The sequence below is a fragment of the Serratia sp. CY56464 genome (assembly GCF_052168435.1).
Classification (GTDB): Bacteria; Pseudomonadota; Gammaproteobacteria; order Enterobacterales; family Enterobacteriaceae; genus Serratia; species Serratia marcescens.
The window spans coordinates 1-14,610 of the sequence record NZ_JBJNMV010000005.1 but is presented as its reverse complement, the minus strand read 5'-3'; the positions used below and the strand labels follow the sequence as shown (position 1 = coordinate 14,610).

Below are 14,610 nucleotides of genomic sequence, written 5' to 3'. Positions count from 1 at the left end.
ATAGTCACTAAAGAAATTTATTAGCGGTACAGGGTATAAACATTACTTACTCTCTGGTAATGTTCTGGGCATAAACTATTGAAGTCCTATCTACCCTGCGATCCACAACCATGCAAAGCCAAGCTGCAGACAGCCTCAATCCGCCCGCCGTCAGCGCCACCTTCGCCAACGGCGTCGTCGACAGTTTGCCGATCGTCATCGGGTATGTCCCGGTGGCGTTCGCCTTCGGCCTCAGCGCCGTCAAACTGGGTTTTTCCCCGCTGGAAAGCATTTTCTTCTCCTGCATCATCTACGCCGGCGCCAGCCAGTTCGTGATCACCGCCCTGCTGAGCGCCGGGATGTCGCTGTGGGTCTCCGCATTGACGGTGATGGCGATGGACGTGCGCCACCTGCTGTACGGCCCGGCGCTGCGTCATCGTATCGTTTCGCGCATGTCGCCCGGTAAAACGGCGATGTGGGCCTTTGGTCTGACCGATGAGGTCTTCGCCGCCGCCACCGCCAGGCTGATGCGCAATAACCGCAGCTGGAGCGAAAACTGGATGCTGGGCATCGCGCTCTGTTCCTGGCTCTCCTGGGTGGCCGGCACCGCGCTCGGCGCGCTGTTCGGCAACGGCCCGCTGGAGCAGTTCCCGGTGATCGAGGCCTCGCTGGCCTTCATGCTGCCGGCGCTGTTTCTCAGCTTCCTGTTGGCCGCCTTCCGGCGTCCGCAGAGCCTGACCATCGCTGCCTCATTGGCCGGCGCGCTGCTCGGCGTGGTGCTGTTCTCCATCCCGGTCGCCATTTTGGCCGGCATCGGCGCCGGTTGCGTCGCCGCTCTGTTCCAACCTGCCCCTGCGGAGGCCAGCCATGAACACTGATGTGCTGGTGATCGGCCTGGTGGTGGGCTGCGCCAATTACCTGTTCCGTTATCTGCCGCTGCGGCTGGCGCCGGCGCGCGCCCAGCCCGGCCTCAAACGCGGTAAAGCCGCCCTGCTGCTCGACAGCATCGGCATCGCCTCGATCTGCGCCCTGCTGGTGGTCTCCAGCACGCCGGTGGTGATGCGCGAGCCGGACAAACTGCTGCCGACGTTGGTGGGGTTCGCCGCGCTGGCGCTGTGCTTCTACCGCAGCAAAAGCATCATTCTGTCGACGCTGCTCGGCGCAACGGCCTTTGGCGTCACATTAAAGCTGTTAATGATTTTCGGCGCGGGCTGACGCCGCTCCCGATCGTTTGGCTTCACACTGGCGTTTTCAGGCGCCACATCTTTACAAACACTGACAAATGACACGAATTGCTAAATTATCCGCACGGCTGAACATTTACATTATTTGTCACCGTCGTTACTATCTCGAACGAAATTAATGAGGCCCTAAATTATGGAAAGCTCGTTTGCCCCCATAGAACAAATGCTGAATTTCCGCGCCACGCGGCAGAAAGATTTCCCTTATCAGGAAATCCTGCTGACCCGCCTGTGCATGCACATGCAAGGCAAGCTGCTGGAAAACCGCAATAAGATGCTCAAAGCGCAGGGGATTAACGAAACACTGTTTATGGCGCTGATTACCCTGGATGCGCAGGAAAGCCACAGCATCCAACCTTCTGAGCTAAGCTCTGCCTTAGGCTCCTCGCGCACCAATGCGACCCGCATCGCCGACGAGCTGGAAAAACGCGGCTGGATCGAGCGCCGGGAAAGCGACAACGATCGCCGCTGCCTGCATCTGCACCTGACGCCGCAGGGGGAAGAATTTCTCAGTCAACTGCTGCCGCCGCAGCATCAATGTCTGCATTTCCTGTGGTCCACATTGACCGACGATGAGCAAAAACAGCTGGAACAGCTGACGCGCAAATTGCTGGCACGTCTGGATCAAATGGAAATCACAGAACAGTTACCCTAATTCACAATTTCTGTTCAGGTACCTACTTATGCGATCCCCATTTCACTGGAGATTCACCCCGCTGTTCGCCGTGTTACTGCTGGCCGGGTGTGCTTCGACCGATAATATTGCCCCGCAATCCACGCTGATGGATCCGCAGAGCCTGCAGTTGGCTCAGCCGAAAGTCAGTTCGCTGGCCGTCAGCCCGCAGTGGTGGCGCGCCCTCAAGGATCCGCAGTTGGATACCCTGATGACGCAGACGCTGCAAAGCTCGCCGACCCTGCGTCAAGCCGCCGCCCGCGTGCGCGAAGCGCAGAGCGTGGTGGGTGAAGCCAGCGCCGCCAACGGGCCGAACCTGGATCTGAACGCCAGCACCCAGCGCCAGCGCGTGCCGCAAAACGTCAATATGGGGCTGGGGTATCCGCATAAGCCGATCTACGAAAGCTCCAACTCGCTGGGGTTGAACCTGGCGTACGAGTTCGACTGGTGGGGCAAATACCGCAACCAGGTGAACGCCGCCAAGGCGCAGGTCAACGCCGCGCGCGCCGAGCAGGAACAGGCGGCGCTGACGCTGACCAGCTCGGTGGCGTCCGCCTACTACCAGCTGCAGAGCAATCTGGCGCTCGAGAAGCTGCTGCAGCAGGAAGTAAACAACAATGAGCGCCTGACCGCGCTGCGCCAACAGCGCTATCAGGCCGGGCTGACCGGCGTCGATGTGCCGCAACAGACCCAGGCGCAGTCCGACGTCGCCAAGCAGCAGATCCTGCAGCTGCAGTCGCAAATCGAACAGCTCAGACACCAGCTTGCCGCGTTGGCGGGCCAGGGGCCGAACGCCATGCAGCACCTGCGTCAGGTGCCGTTGCCCGCAGACAACCTGATGGCGCCGCAGGGCGAGCTGACGGCGGATCTGCTGGGTAAACGCCCGGACATCGCCGCGCAACGCCAGCTGGTGGAATCTTACAGCCAGCGCGTCAGCGCCGCGCGTAAAGAGTTTTATCCCAGCCTGACCATTTCAGCCTTCGCCGGCCTGATGACCACCAATACCAGTGGCACCAGCCCGAATCTGTTTGAAGCGGCCAGCCAGGCCTGGAACGTGATGCCGGCGATCTCGCTGCCGATCTTCCACGCCGGGGCGCTGCGCAGCAAGCTGGGCGAGGAATCCGCGCTGTATGACGAAGCGGTGGAATCCTACAACCAAACCATCCTGAATGCGGTACAGGAAACCGCTGACGCCATCACCATCCAGCAGAGTTCTGCGCAACAGCAGCTGCAGGCGGCGTCCGCGGCCCAGTCGATGCAACAGGTGTACCAGGTCGCCAACGCCCGTTACCAGGCAGGGATTATCGGGCGCGACGATCTGTTGACCAGCCAAACGCAGCTATTACAGCAGCAACAGGCGGAGTTGAATGCCAGCAGCAATTTACTGCAGGCGAAGATAGGACTGATCCGCGCGCTGGGCGGTGGCTATCAGGCCCCGGCCGCAGCGGATTCGAAAGCATAATAATATAAGGCTTGGAGAACACCATGAGCGCAAGCGCGGAAACTCAAAACCCGCAGCAGCCGAGCGGCAAAAAGAAGCAGCGCAAATTTTGGCTGCTGTTGCTGACGGTTATTTTCATTGTTATAGGGGTGGCTTACTTAGTGTATTGGTTCCTGGTGCTGCGTCATCATCAGGAAACCGACGACGCCTACGTCTCCGGCAACCAGGTGCAGATCATGGCCCAGGTGTCCGGCAGCGTGAACAGCGTCAATTTCGACAACACCGACTACGTCAAGCAGGGCGACGTGCTGCTGACGCTCGACCCGACCGATGCCGAGCAGGCGTTTGAACGCGCCAAGACCGGCCTGGCCAACAGCGTGCGTCAGACCCACCAGCTGATCATCAACAGCAAGCAATATCAGGCCAACATCGCCCTGCGCAAGACCGATCTGAGCAAGGCCGAGAACGATCTGAAACGCCGCGTGGTGCTGGGCAGCGTCGACGCCATCGGCCGCGAAGAACTGCAACACGCGCGCGATGCGGTCGACAGCGCCAAGGCCGCCCTGGAAGTGGCGGTGCAGCAATACAACGCCAATCAGGCGATGGTGCTGAATACCCCGCTGGAACAGCAGCCGGCGATCCAACAGGCCGCCGCGCAGATGCGCGACGCCTGGCTGGCGCTGCAGCGTACCAAGGTGATCAGCCCGATTACCGGTTATGTCTCGCGCCGCAGCGTGCAGGTCGGCGCGCAGATCGCCGCCGGTTCGCCGCTGATGGCGGTGGTGCCGGCCGATCACATCTGGGTTGACGCCAACTTCAAGGAAACCCAGATCGCCAACATGCGCATCGGCCAGCCGGCGACGGTGGTCAGCGACGTCTACGGCGATGACGTGGTGTATCAAGGCAAAGTGGTCGGTATCGACATGGGCACCGGCAGCGCCTTCTCGCTGCTGCCGGCCCAGAACGCGACCGGCAACTGGATCAAGGTGGTGCAACGTCTGCCGGTGCGTATTGAGCTCGACGCCAAGCAGGTGGCCGATCATCCGCTGCGCATCGGTCTTTCGACGCTGGTGACCGTCGACACCGCCAACCTGGACGGCCGCGTGTTGTCTGACGTGGTGCGCGACAAACCGCTGTACCAGAGCGACGCGCTGGCGTTGAATCTGGCGCCGGTTAACCAGCTGATCGCCGACGTGATCCATGCGAACGCCGGCTAAGCGCGCGGGAGGCCATCTTGCCACAGAAACCGCTTGAAGGCGCCCAGCTCGCCTGGATGACGGTCGCGCTCGCCATGGCGACCTTCATGCAGGTGCTGGACTCCACCATCGCCAACGTGGCGATCCCCACCATTGCCGGTAACCTCGGGTCTTCCAACTCGCAGGGGACCTGGGTGATCACCTCGTTCGGCGTGGCGAACGCCATCTCGATCCCGATCACCGGCTGGCTGGCGAAGCGCATCGGCGAAGTGCGGCTGTTCCTCTGGTCCACCGCGCTGTTCGTCCTCGCTTCCTGGCTGTGCGGCATCTCCAACAGCCTCGGCATGCTGATCTTCTTCCGCGTGATCCAGGGCGTGGTGGCCGGGCCGCTGATCCCGCTGTCGCAGAGCCTGTTGCTGAATAACTACCCGCCCGCCAAGCGAGCGATGGCCCTGGCGCTCTGGTCGATGACCGTTATCGTCGCGCCGATATTCGGGCCGATCCTCGGCGGTTACATCAGCGACAACTACCATTGGGGTTGGATCTTCTTCATCAACATCCCGATCGGCGCCTTCGTTATCATGGCGGCGATGGCGACGCTGAAGGGGCGAGAAACCAAAACCGAGATCAAACCGATCGACACGGTTGGACTGGTGCTGCTGATCGTCGGCATCGGTTCGCTGCAGGTGATGCTCGATCAGGGCAAGGAGCTGGACTGGTTCAACTCGACCGAGATCATCACCCTGACCGTCGTGGCGGTGGTGGCGCTGTTGTTCCTGGTGGTCTGGGAGCTGACGGACGATCATCCGGTGGTGGATTTGTCGCTGTTCAAGTCGCGCAACTTTACCATCGGCTGCCTGTGCATCAGCCTGGCGTACATGCTGTATTTCGGCGCCATCGTTCTGCTGCCGCAGCTGTTGCAAGAGGTGTACGGCTATACCGCCACCTGGGCGGGGCTGGCGTCGGCGCCGGTCGGGCTGATCCCGGTGCTGCTGTCGCCGATCATCGGTAAGTTCGGCAACCGGCTCGACATGCGCCGGCTGGTGACCTTCAGCTTCATCATGTATGCCGTGTGCTTCTACTGGCGCGCCTATACGTTTGAACCGGGCATGGACTTCGGCGCTTCCGCCTGGCCGCAGTTCGTCCAGGGCTTCGCCATCGCCTGCTTCTTCATGCCGTTGACCACCATCACGCTGTCCGGCCTGCCGCCGGAGCGTATGGCGGCGGCATCGAGCCTGTCGAACTTCACGCGAACGCTGGCGGGTTCGATCGGTACCTCGATCACCACCACCCTGTGGACGCAGCGCGAATCGCAGCACCATTCGCAGCTGACGGAGTTCGTCAACCCGTACAACCCGCAGTCGCAGGAGATGTACCACCAGCTGGAGCAGCTCGGCATGAGCAAGCAGCAGGCGTCGGCGTACATCGCCAACGAGATCACCGCGCAGGGCCTGATCATCTCCGCCAACGAAATCTTCTGGCTGTCGGCCGGGGTGTTCCTGGTGCTGCTGGTGCTGGTGTGGGTGGCGAAACCGCCGTTCAGCTCCGGCGGCGGTGGGGGCGGCGGCGCGCACTAAGCTGCAATAAACGAAACGGGCGCCCTGGGGCGCCCGTTTTTTTATCCGACGTAGAAAAGATTACGCCTGATTCTGACGCCACCAGTCCGCCAGCAGAATGCCGGTCGCCACGGAAACGTTCAGGCTTTCCACCTTGCCGGTGCCGCCGATAGACACGTTCATGTCACCCTGCTGCCAGGCGCTGTCGCTCAGACCGTCGCGTTCCTGGCCCAGCACCAGCACCATCTTGGCCGGCAGCTTGGCCTGCGCCAGCGCGGTGCCTTTGTGGCTCGAGGTCGTGACGATGGTGTAACCCGCCTTGCGGAAGGTATCCAGCACCGACAGGAAATCGTCAGCGTTGATCGCCTTGATATGCTCCGCCCCGCCTTCTGCGGTGCGCACCGCCGCGCCGGATTCCAGCAGCGCCGGATCCTGCAGCAGCACGCCGTTGACGCCGAAGTGGGCGCACGAACGGACGATGGCGCCCAGGTTGTGCGGGTTGCCCACTTCCTCCAGCGCCAGCACGCAGTCGGTCGCCGGTGCGGTTTTCAGGTAGGTCTGCGCATCCAGGCCCTGACGTTTTTTGATCAGGAAGCAAACGCCGCCGTGGTGCTCGGTGCCGGAAGCCTTGGCCAGTTCTTCTTCATCCACCACGTGGTAAGCTTTGCGGTTAGCCGCCATCCAGCGCAGCGCTTCGCGGAAGCGCGGGGTGACCGACTGCACGAACCAGGCGCGCACAATCGCTTCCGGACGGCTGGCGAACAGCGCCTGACAGGCGTTTTCACCGTAAACGCGGGTTTCTTCCGCGCGCTGGCGGCGCAGTTGCTCAGGATCGATGAAGCTTTTGCCGCTGATGCCGCCATGATCGAACGCCGGCTCTTCATTCGGCGCGCGCGAGACGGTTCTCCACGGCGACTCATTGCCACCGCGATCTTCAGAGCGCGCCGGACGGCGAGGACGATCGCTTTCACTGCGGCGGGAGTCGGCGCCGCGGCGATCGTTGCCGCCGCGCGCCTTGTCTTGACCGGTGCGGCCCGATCGCGCACCGTCAGCCGGACGGCCTTTGCCGGCCGGACGTTTATTCTTGTTACGGTCGTCGCCGTTGTCGTCGTCACTGCGGACGTACATCACTTTGACTTTACCGTTCTTGCCACTAAATGAATCGTTCATTGTCTTCTCCACCAACGCGCAGGGCGCGAAGATTACCTGATGTTGGTGCACGAAGCCACCAACTTGCGCTAAAAGCTCCCAACTATCACATCCATTGAACAAACCTCATTGTTCACGCGCCGGGTTTTGCCGATAATTGTCAGCATTAAAGAAACATCTCCGCAACCGCGTTGCGGGGACCATGCTTTCTCTGTACCCGAGGTCAACATGAATACAGTTTGTGCAGCTTGCAATGCCACCAACCGCGTGCCGGAAGAACGTCTGGCGGACAACGCGAAATGCGGCCGCTGCGGCCATGAGCTCTTCGACGGTGAAGTGATCAACGCCACCGCCGCCACGCTGGACCAGTTGCTGCAGGACGATCTGCCGGTCGTGGTCGATTTCTGGGCGCCGTGGTGCGGCCCGTGCCGCAGCTTTGCGCCGATCTTTGAAGACGTGGCCGAAGAGCGCGCCGGCAAAGTGCGCTTCGTGAAAGTGAACACCGAAGCCGAGCCGGAGCTGAGCGCCCGTTTCCGCATCCGCAGCATCCCGACCATCATGGTGTTCCGTCAGGGCAAAATGGTCGACATGCTCAACGGCGCGATGCCGAAAGCGCCGTTTGAGAACTGGCTCAACGAGTTAGTGTGATTCGGCAAGTATAGGCCGTATCCCGCCATTGCGCGCGAACGCGCCCCGATCGAGCCCGCCCCTCCCGGCGGGCTTTTTTCTGCGTTACAATAACGGTTTTTCCCCAGGATCGTTATGACCGACAACGCCGTACTTCGCCTGCGCCAATTCCGTTTAGACCGCGCCACCCGCCCTTTTTTGGCACGCGGTTGCCGGGTGGCACGTTGTCAGGGTTGCCTGCTGCCGCATAAGAACTGCCTGTGCGACACCATTCGCCCACAGCAGGCCGGCAGCCGTTTCTGCCTGATCATGTTCGGCGCCGAGCCGCTCAAGCCCAGCAACACCGGCCGCCTGATCGCCGATATCCTGCCGGACACCCAGGCGTTCCTCTGGTCGCGTACCGAGGTCGATCCCGCCCTGCTGGCGGCCATCAACGATCCCACCCGGCAGCCTTATGTGGTGTTCCCCGCGTCCTACGCCGACGCCGAACGGCCGGTGTTCAGCGCGCTGCCCGTCGGCGGCAAACCGCCGCTGTTCATCATGCTGGATGGCACCTGGGCGGAGGCGCGCAAAATGTTCCGTAAAAGCCCGTATCTCAATCAATTCCCGGTGTTTTCCCTCAACGTCGACGCCGCATCGGACTACCAACTGCGCGAAGCCAGCCGCGCCGAGCAACACTGCACGGCGGAAGTGGCCGCCGCCCTGCTGCAACAGGCGGGCGATCTGCCGGCCGCCGAAGGGTTGAATCAGCATTTTCGCTATTTCCGCCAACAGTATCTGGCGGGAAAACCGACCCGGCCGGAGGCATCGGTCACAGCAATGCAGCCATAAAGCGCCTAAAATCAGGCGTAACGTTGCCAAAAGGAGCCGTGCATGAGCCAGCGAGGGTTAGAAGCGCTACTACGTCCCAAATCGATCGCCGTTCTGGGCGCTTCGCAGCAGCCGGGCCGCGCCGGCAACCTGATGATGAGCAACCTGCTGGCCGGCGGTTTCGGCGGCCCCATCTTGCCGGTGACGCCGCGCTACAAGGCGGTATGCGGCGTCATGGCCTACCCCGACGTCGCCAGCCTGCCGTTGACGCCGGATCTGGCGATCATCTGCACTCACGCCAAGCGTAATCTGGCGCTGCTCGACGCGCTGGGGCAGCGCGGCTGCAAAACCGCCATCGTGCTCTCTTCACCGCCAGAACAGTTCGCCGAGCTGAAAGCCTGCGCGCAGCGCTACGCCATGCGGCTGTTGGGCCCCAACAGTCTGGGATTACTGGCGCCGTGGCAAGGCATCAACGCCAGCTTCTCGCCGGTGCCGATCCAAAAAGGCAAGCTGGCGTTTATCTCGCAGTCCGCCGCCGTCGCCAACACCATTCTCGACTGGGCGCAGCAGCGCGAAGTCGGCTTCTCTTACTTCATCGCGCTGGGCGACAGCCTGGATATCGACGTCGACGACCTGCTCGACTTTTTGGCGCGCGACAGCAAAACCAGCGCCATCCTGCTGTATCTGGAAAACATCAGCGACGCACGGCGCTTTCTCTCCGCCTCGCGCAGCGCCTCACGCAACAAGCCCATTCTGGTGATCAAAAGCGGCCGCAGCCAACAGGCGCAATTACTGCTCAACAGCCAGCAGGGGCTGGACGCCGCCTACGACGCCGCCATCCAGCGAGCCGGCCTGCTGCGCGTGCAGGATACCCATGAGCTGTTCTCCGCGGTGGAAACCCTCAGCCATATGCATCCGCTGCGCGGCGAGCGGCTGATGATCGTCAGCAACGGGGCGGCGCCGGCGGCAATGGCGCTGGACGAGCTGCTCGGGCGCAACGGCAAGCTGGCGACGCTGAACGATGAGAGCCTGGCGAAGCTGAGCGATGCGCTGCCGGATTTCATTCGCGCCGGCAACCCGCTCGATCTGCGCGACGACGCCACGCCGCAGCGCTACCTGGCGGCTCTCGAAGCGCTGCTCGACAGCCACGACTATGACGCGCTGCTGCTGATCCATGCGCCGAGCGCGGCGGCGCCGGGCACCGCCACGGCGCAGCGGCTGATCGACGCGCTGCACCGCCATGCGCGCGGCAAACGCATCACCTTGCTGACCAACTGGTGCGGCGAATACTCTTCGCAAGAGGCGCGCCGGCTGTTTACCGAGGCCGCCATTCCCACCTACCGCACGCCGGAAGGCGCTGTGACCGCTTTTATGCATATGGTGGAATACCGCCGCAACCAGAAGCAGCTGAAAGAGACCCCGGCGCTGCCGGTCGGCCTGACCGCCAATACCGCCGACGCTCACCGCCTGATCCATCAGGCGCTGGCCGAAGGCGCCACCCAGTTGGATACCCACGAGGTGCAATCCATTCTGCAGGCTTATGACCTGAGCACCCTGCCGACCTGGATCGCCGAAGACAGCGCCGAAGCGGTACATATCGCCGAACAGATCGGCTACCCGGTAGCGCTGAAGCTCCGTTCGCCGGATATCCCGCACAAGTCGGAAGTTCAGGGCGTCATGCTCTACCTGCGCACCGCGACCGAAGTGCAGCGCGCGGCGGAGGCGATCCTCGACCGCGTGAAGCGCACCTACCCTCAGGCGCGCATCCACGGCTTGCTGGTGCAGAGCATGGCCAACCGCGCCGGCGCCCAGGAGCTGCGCATCGCGGTGGAGCAGGATGCGATTTTCGGCCCGCTGATCATGCTGGGTGAAGGCGGTGTGGAATGGCGCCAGGAAAATCAGGTGGCGGTCGCGCTGCCGCCGCTGAACATGGCGCTGGCGCGTTATCTGGTGCTGCAGGCGGTGAAAGGCGGCAAGATCCGCGGGCGCAGCGCGCTGCGGCCTTTAGATATCCCTGGACTAAGCCGCTTGCTGGTGCAGGTCTCCAACCTGATCCTCGACTGCCCGGAGATCGCCCGGCTGGATATTCACCCGGTGTTGGCCTCCGGCAGCGAATTCACTCTGCTGGACGTTTCGATGCAGCTCGCGCCGTTCAGCGGCGATCCGCAGGCGCGGCTGGCGATCCGCCCTTATCCGCATGAGCTGGAAGAGACCATCGCGTTGAAAGACGGCAGCCAATGCCTGTTCCGCCCGATCCTGCCGGAAGACGAGCCAGCGCTGAAGCATTTCATCGACCGGGTGACCAAGGAAGACCTCTATTATCGCTACTTCAGCGAGATCAATGAGTTTACCCATGACGATTTGGCCAACATGACGCAGATCGACTACGATCGAGAAATGGCCTTTGTGGCGGTGCGCGCAGACGAGATCATCGGCGTGACCCGCGCGCTGTCCGATCCGGACAACACCGACGCCGAATTCGCCGTGCTGGTGCGTTCCGACCTCAAAGGACTGGGCCTGGGCCGTCAGTTGCTGGAGAAAATGATCGCCTATGCGCGCGCTCATGGCCTGACCCGTCTGAGCGGCATCACCATGCCGAATAACCGCGGCATGATCGCACTGGCGCAGCGGCTGGGCTTTGGCATTGAGGTGCAGCTTGAGGACGGCATCGTCAATCTGACGCTGCCGCTGCAGGCCGCCGACGCGCAGTGACCTGCGTCGCAATGCGCTACGAATCCATCACTTAACGCCAAAACATACGCACAATCGGGGCAACTAATGGTATTATCGCCCGATTATTCGGTTTATTGTTTTTATGCCTGTGGCGTTCTGGCCATCAATCATGAGAGAAGAAACGCACTGTGATGTTGTCAAAATTTAAACGTAGCAAACATCAACAACACCTTGCACAACTGCCCAAACTCCCCCAGACGGTTGCTGATGTTCGTACGTTGTACGCGCCGTCCGATTTTCGCACCACGCTGCTGAGCGCCATCGCCAACGCCACCCAACGCATCTATCTGGTGGCTCTGTATCTGGAGCATGACGACGCCGGGCGCGAGATCCTCAACGCGCTGTATCAAGCCAAACAGCGGCGGCCCGAGCTGGAAATCTGCGTACTGGTCGACTGGCACCGCGCACAGCGTGGGCGCATCGGCGCCGCCGCCGCCAATACCAACGCCGACTGGTACTGCGCCATGGCCAGCCAACATCCGGAACAGTCGGTGCCGATCTACGGCGTGCCGGTCAATACCCGCGAAGCGTTAGGCGTACTGCACCTGAAAGGCTTTGTGGTCGACGATACCGCGATCTACAGCGGCGCCAGCATCAACGACGTTTATCTGCATCAGCATGAGAAATACCGTTACGATCGCTATCAGCTGATCACCAACGGCGTGCTGGCCGATACCTTGATCGATTACATCAAGCAGCATCTGCTCACCGCCGGCGCCGTACAGCGCCTCGATCGCAGCGATCGGCCGAAAAGCCCGGAGATCAAAAACGAGACCCGTCTGTTCCGTTTCGCCCTGCGCCGCGCCGGTTACCACTTCCGCGGCAAGGCCGGCAACGATGAGCTGGCGGTGACGCCGCTGGTTGGGCTTGGCAAGCAAAGCGTGCTGAATAAAACCATTCATCACCTGATGTCGTGCGCCGACCAGAAACTGACGCTCTGTACCCCCTACTTCAACCTGCCGGCGCTGCTGGTGCGCAACATCATTTATCTGCTGCGCCAGGGCAAACAGGTGGAGATCATTGTCGGCGACAAGACCGCCAACGATTTCTATATTCCGGAAGACCAGCCGTTCAAAATCATCGGCGCGCTGCCCTACCTGTACGAGATCAACCTGCGCCGCTTCCTGAGCCGCTTGCAGCGTTATATCGATACCGGGCAGCTGATCGTGCGTCTGTGGAAGGATGGCGATAACAGCTATCACCTGAAAGGCATGTGGGTAGACGAAGAGTGGCAGCTGATTACCGGCAATAATCTCAACCCGCGCGCCTGGCGGCTGGATCTGGAAAACGCTATTCTGATCCACGATCCCAAACAAGAGATGCGCGAACAGCGGCAAAAAGAGCTGGAGTGCATCCGCACCCACACCACCGTGGTCGGCCACTATCAGGAGCTGCAAAGCATTCAGCAGTATCCGATCAAGGTGCGCAAGCTGATTCGCCGTCTGCGGCGTATCCGCATCGATCGGCTGATTAGCCGTATCCTGTAAGCGATACTCTGACCCCGGCCAAGGCCGGGGTTTTTATTACAGCTGTATCTCCTTCCCTTTGCGATGCAACCGAAGCGAAACCAGCAACGCCAGCAGGCACATGCCGGAAACGTACCAGAAGAAGGCATTCTCCACGCCGAATGATTTAAGCGACAACGCGACATATTCTGCCGAACCGCCGAACAGGGCGTTCGCCACCGCATAAGACAAGCCTACCCCTAACGCGCGTACCTCCGGCGGGAACATCTCGGCTTTAAGCAGCCCGCTGATCGCGGTGTAAAAGCTGACAACGAACAACGCCAACACGATCAGACCGAACGCCATAAAGGGGTTGGTCACCTCTTTCAAGGCAAACAGGATCGGCACCGTCAACACCGTGGCGAAGGCTGAGAAGATCAGCATCGAGCTGCGACGGCCGATTTTGTCCGAAAACGCGCCTACCGCCGGCTGCAGCAGCATAAAGACGAATAGCGCAACGGTCATGATGGCGCTGGCCAGCTTGGCGTCCATACCGGCGGTGTTCACCAGGTATTTCTGCATGTAGGTGGTAAAGGTGTAGAAGGTCAGTGAACCGGCGGCGGTAAAGCCCAGCACCATCAGGAACGCCTTGCGATTTTTCCACAGCCCCGTCAGCGAACCGGCATCTTTGTGGTTACGCGTCTTCGCATCGGAGGTTTCATTCAGCGAGCGGCGCAGGTAAAGCGCCACCACCGCCAACACGGCCCCCAGGGCAAACGGAATACGCCATCCCCAGGCTTTCAGCTCTTCGGCGGGCAATATCTGCTGTAAGATCACCAAGACCAGCAGCGCCAACAGTTGCCCGCCAATCAGCGTCACGTACTGGAACGATGCGTAGAAGCCACGCCGCCCCTTGATTGCCACCTCGCTCATGTAGGTGGCGCTGGTGCCATACTCGCCACCCACCGACAACCCCTGGAACAACCGAGCGATCAGCAGCAGCGCCGGGGCCCAACTGCCGATCGATTCATACGTCGGCAGGCAGGCGATCACCAGCGATCCGGCGCACATCATGCAGACTGAAAGCAGCATTGAGTTTTTTCGTCCATGCTTGTCGGCAATATAGCCGAACAGCCAACCGCCGATAGGTCGCATAAAGAAGCCGGCGGCGAAAACACCGGCGGTTTGCAGCAGCTGCGTGGTGCTGTTGCCCGCTGGAAAGAACGAGGCGGCAAAATAAATGGAACAGAAGGAGTAAACGTAAAAATCAAACCACTCCACCAGATTGCCTGATGAAGCCCCGACGATAGCGAAAATGCGTTTCTTGTTATCCAGCGCCTCCTGTTCGACGCCGTGCTCATCCCCAAGAGCCGAGGTTGTTTCTGTCATGATATTTTCTCCGAGCCATAGCAATGATGAAATTCGGCGTCCTGCCGCCCTGGTTGTTACTTTATTGTTATTTATAAGTTAACAGCCAAACTTAATAGCGGACGAAGAATATCTGACATTCAGAGAAACAATGCGTTGGTTTTGTGATGAATATTAAACAGTACGATGAAAATTGAAGCGGATTACAACGGGGATTTTCCTTTTTACGCATAGCAAAAAGCCCTGAACGTCAGTTCAGGGCTTTCGGCTTTGTTTGATGCCTGGCAGTGTCCTACTCTCGCATGGGGAGACCCCACACTACCATCGGCGCTACGGCGTTTCACTTCTGAGTTCGGCATGGGGTCAGGTGGGACCACCGCGCTATTGCCGCC

12 protein-coding genes and 1 rRNA gene are annotated in these 14,610 nt (G+C 60.9%); 10 read left to right on the top strand and 3 right to left on the bottom strand.

All coding sequences use genetic code 11. The annotated features are described in order from the left end of the window. The first annotated feature begins 110 nt into the window (after positions 1–110). The 6 genes from ACJ8KE_RS19465 to emrB all read left to right on the top strand — a co-directional run bounded on the left by ACJ8KE_RS19465 (position 111) and on the right by emrB (position 6,107). The gene (locus ACJ8KE_RS19465; protein WP_016929851.1) at positions 111–857 is read left to right on the top strand and encodes an AzlC family ABC transporter permease; all 747 of its coding nucleotides are present in this window, start codon (positions 111–113) and stop codon (positions 855–857) included. Then, a complete protein-coding gene (gene ygaH / locus ACJ8KE_RS19460; protein ID WP_016929852.1) occupies positions 847–1,194 on the top strand; it encodes an L-valine transporter subunit YgaH in 348 nt (115 codons plus the stop codon). Before ACJ8KE_RS19465 ends, ygaH begins: the two co-directional genes overlap by 11 nt. A gap of 162 nt (positions 1,195–1,356) precedes the next feature. Next, positions 1,357–1,875 (top strand): transcriptional repressor MprA, encoded by a 519-nt coding sequence (gene mprA / locus ACJ8KE_RS19455; protein ID WP_004928879.1) that lies wholly within the window; start codon positions 1,357–1,359, stop codon positions 1,873–1,875. 28 nt (positions 1,876–1,903) lie between these two features. After that, positions 1,904–3,355 carry an efflux transporter outer membrane subunit gene (locus tag ACJ8KE_RS19450; protein WP_028127520.1) on the top strand — a complete coding sequence of 484 codons (1,452 nt, stop codon included), beginning with the start codon at positions 1,904–1,906 and terminating at the stop codon, positions 3,353–3,355. Between the two features lie 23 nt (positions 3,356–3,378). Then, positions 3,379–4,551 (top strand): multidrug efflux MFS transporter periplasmic adaptor subunit EmrA, encoded by a 1,173-nt coding sequence (gene emrA, locus ACJ8KE_RS19445; RefSeq protein WP_016929855.1) that lies wholly within the window; start codon positions 3,379–3,381, stop codon positions 4,549–4,551. A 17-nt stretch (positions 4,552–4,568) separates the two neighbouring features. Beyond that, the gene (gene emrB, locus ACJ8KE_RS19440) at positions 4,569–6,107 is read left to right on the top strand and encodes a multidrug efflux MFS transporter permease subunit EmrB (RefSeq protein ID WP_016929856.1); all 1,539 of its coding nucleotides are present in this window, start codon (positions 4,569–4,571) and stop codon (positions 6,105–6,107) included. Positions 6,108–6,167: 60 nt separating this feature from the next. Here the strand turns inward: emrB and ACJ8KE_RS19435 are convergent, their stop codons facing one another. Beyond that, a complete protein-coding gene (locus tag ACJ8KE_RS19435) occupies positions 6,168–7,256 on the bottom strand; it encodes a tRNA/rRNA methyltransferase (RefSeq protein WP_004928870.1) in 1,089 nt (362 codons plus the stop codon). Between the two features lie 207 nt (positions 7,257–7,463). On the opposite strand from ACJ8KE_RS19435, the gene trxC reads away from it, so the two are divergent. The 4 genes from trxC to pssA all read left to right on the top strand — a co-directional run bounded on the left by trxC (position 7,464) and on the right by pssA (position 12,892). Further along, positions 7,464–7,883, top strand: coding sequence for a thioredoxin TrxC (trxC, locus tag ACJ8KE_RS19430; protein WP_442517352.1), 420 nt, complete (start codon positions 7,464–7,466; stop codon positions 7,881–7,883). A gap of 114 nt (positions 7,884–7,997) precedes the next feature. Beyond that, positions 7,998–8,693: a tRNA-uridine aminocarboxypropyltransferase gene (locus ACJ8KE_RS19425; protein WP_004928866.1), complete on the top strand. Its 696-nt coding sequence runs from the start codon at positions 7,998–8,000 to the stop codon at positions 8,691–8,693. Positions 8,694–8,735: 42 nt separating this feature from the next. Then, positions 8,736–11,384: a bifunctional acetate--CoA ligase family protein/GNAT family N-acetyltransferase gene (locus ACJ8KE_RS19420; protein WP_079452313.1), complete on the top strand. Its 2,649-nt coding sequence runs from the start codon at positions 8,736–8,738 to the stop codon at positions 11,382–11,384. 152 nt (positions 11,385–11,536) lie between these two features. Continuing rightward, positions 11,537–12,892, top strand: coding sequence for a CDP-diacylglycerol--serine O-phosphatidyltransferase (gene pssA, locus ACJ8KE_RS19415; protein WP_028127521.1), 1,356 nt, complete (start codon positions 11,537–11,539; stop codon positions 12,890–12,892). 36 nt (positions 12,893–12,928) lie between these two features. Here the strand turns inward: pssA and ACJ8KE_RS19410 are convergent, their stop codons facing one another. Together ACJ8KE_RS19410 and rrf are read right to left on the bottom strand one after the other, a co-directional pair. Beyond that, positions 12,929–14,239, bottom strand: coding sequence for an MFS family transporter (locus ACJ8KE_RS19410; RefSeq protein WP_016929861.1), 1,311 nt, complete (start codon positions 14,237–14,239; stop codon positions 12,929–12,931). 258 nt (positions 14,240–14,497) lie between these two features. Beyond that, positions 14,498–14,610, bottom strand: a 5S ribosomal RNA gene (rrf, locus tag ACJ8KE_RS19405); the annotation flags it as partial.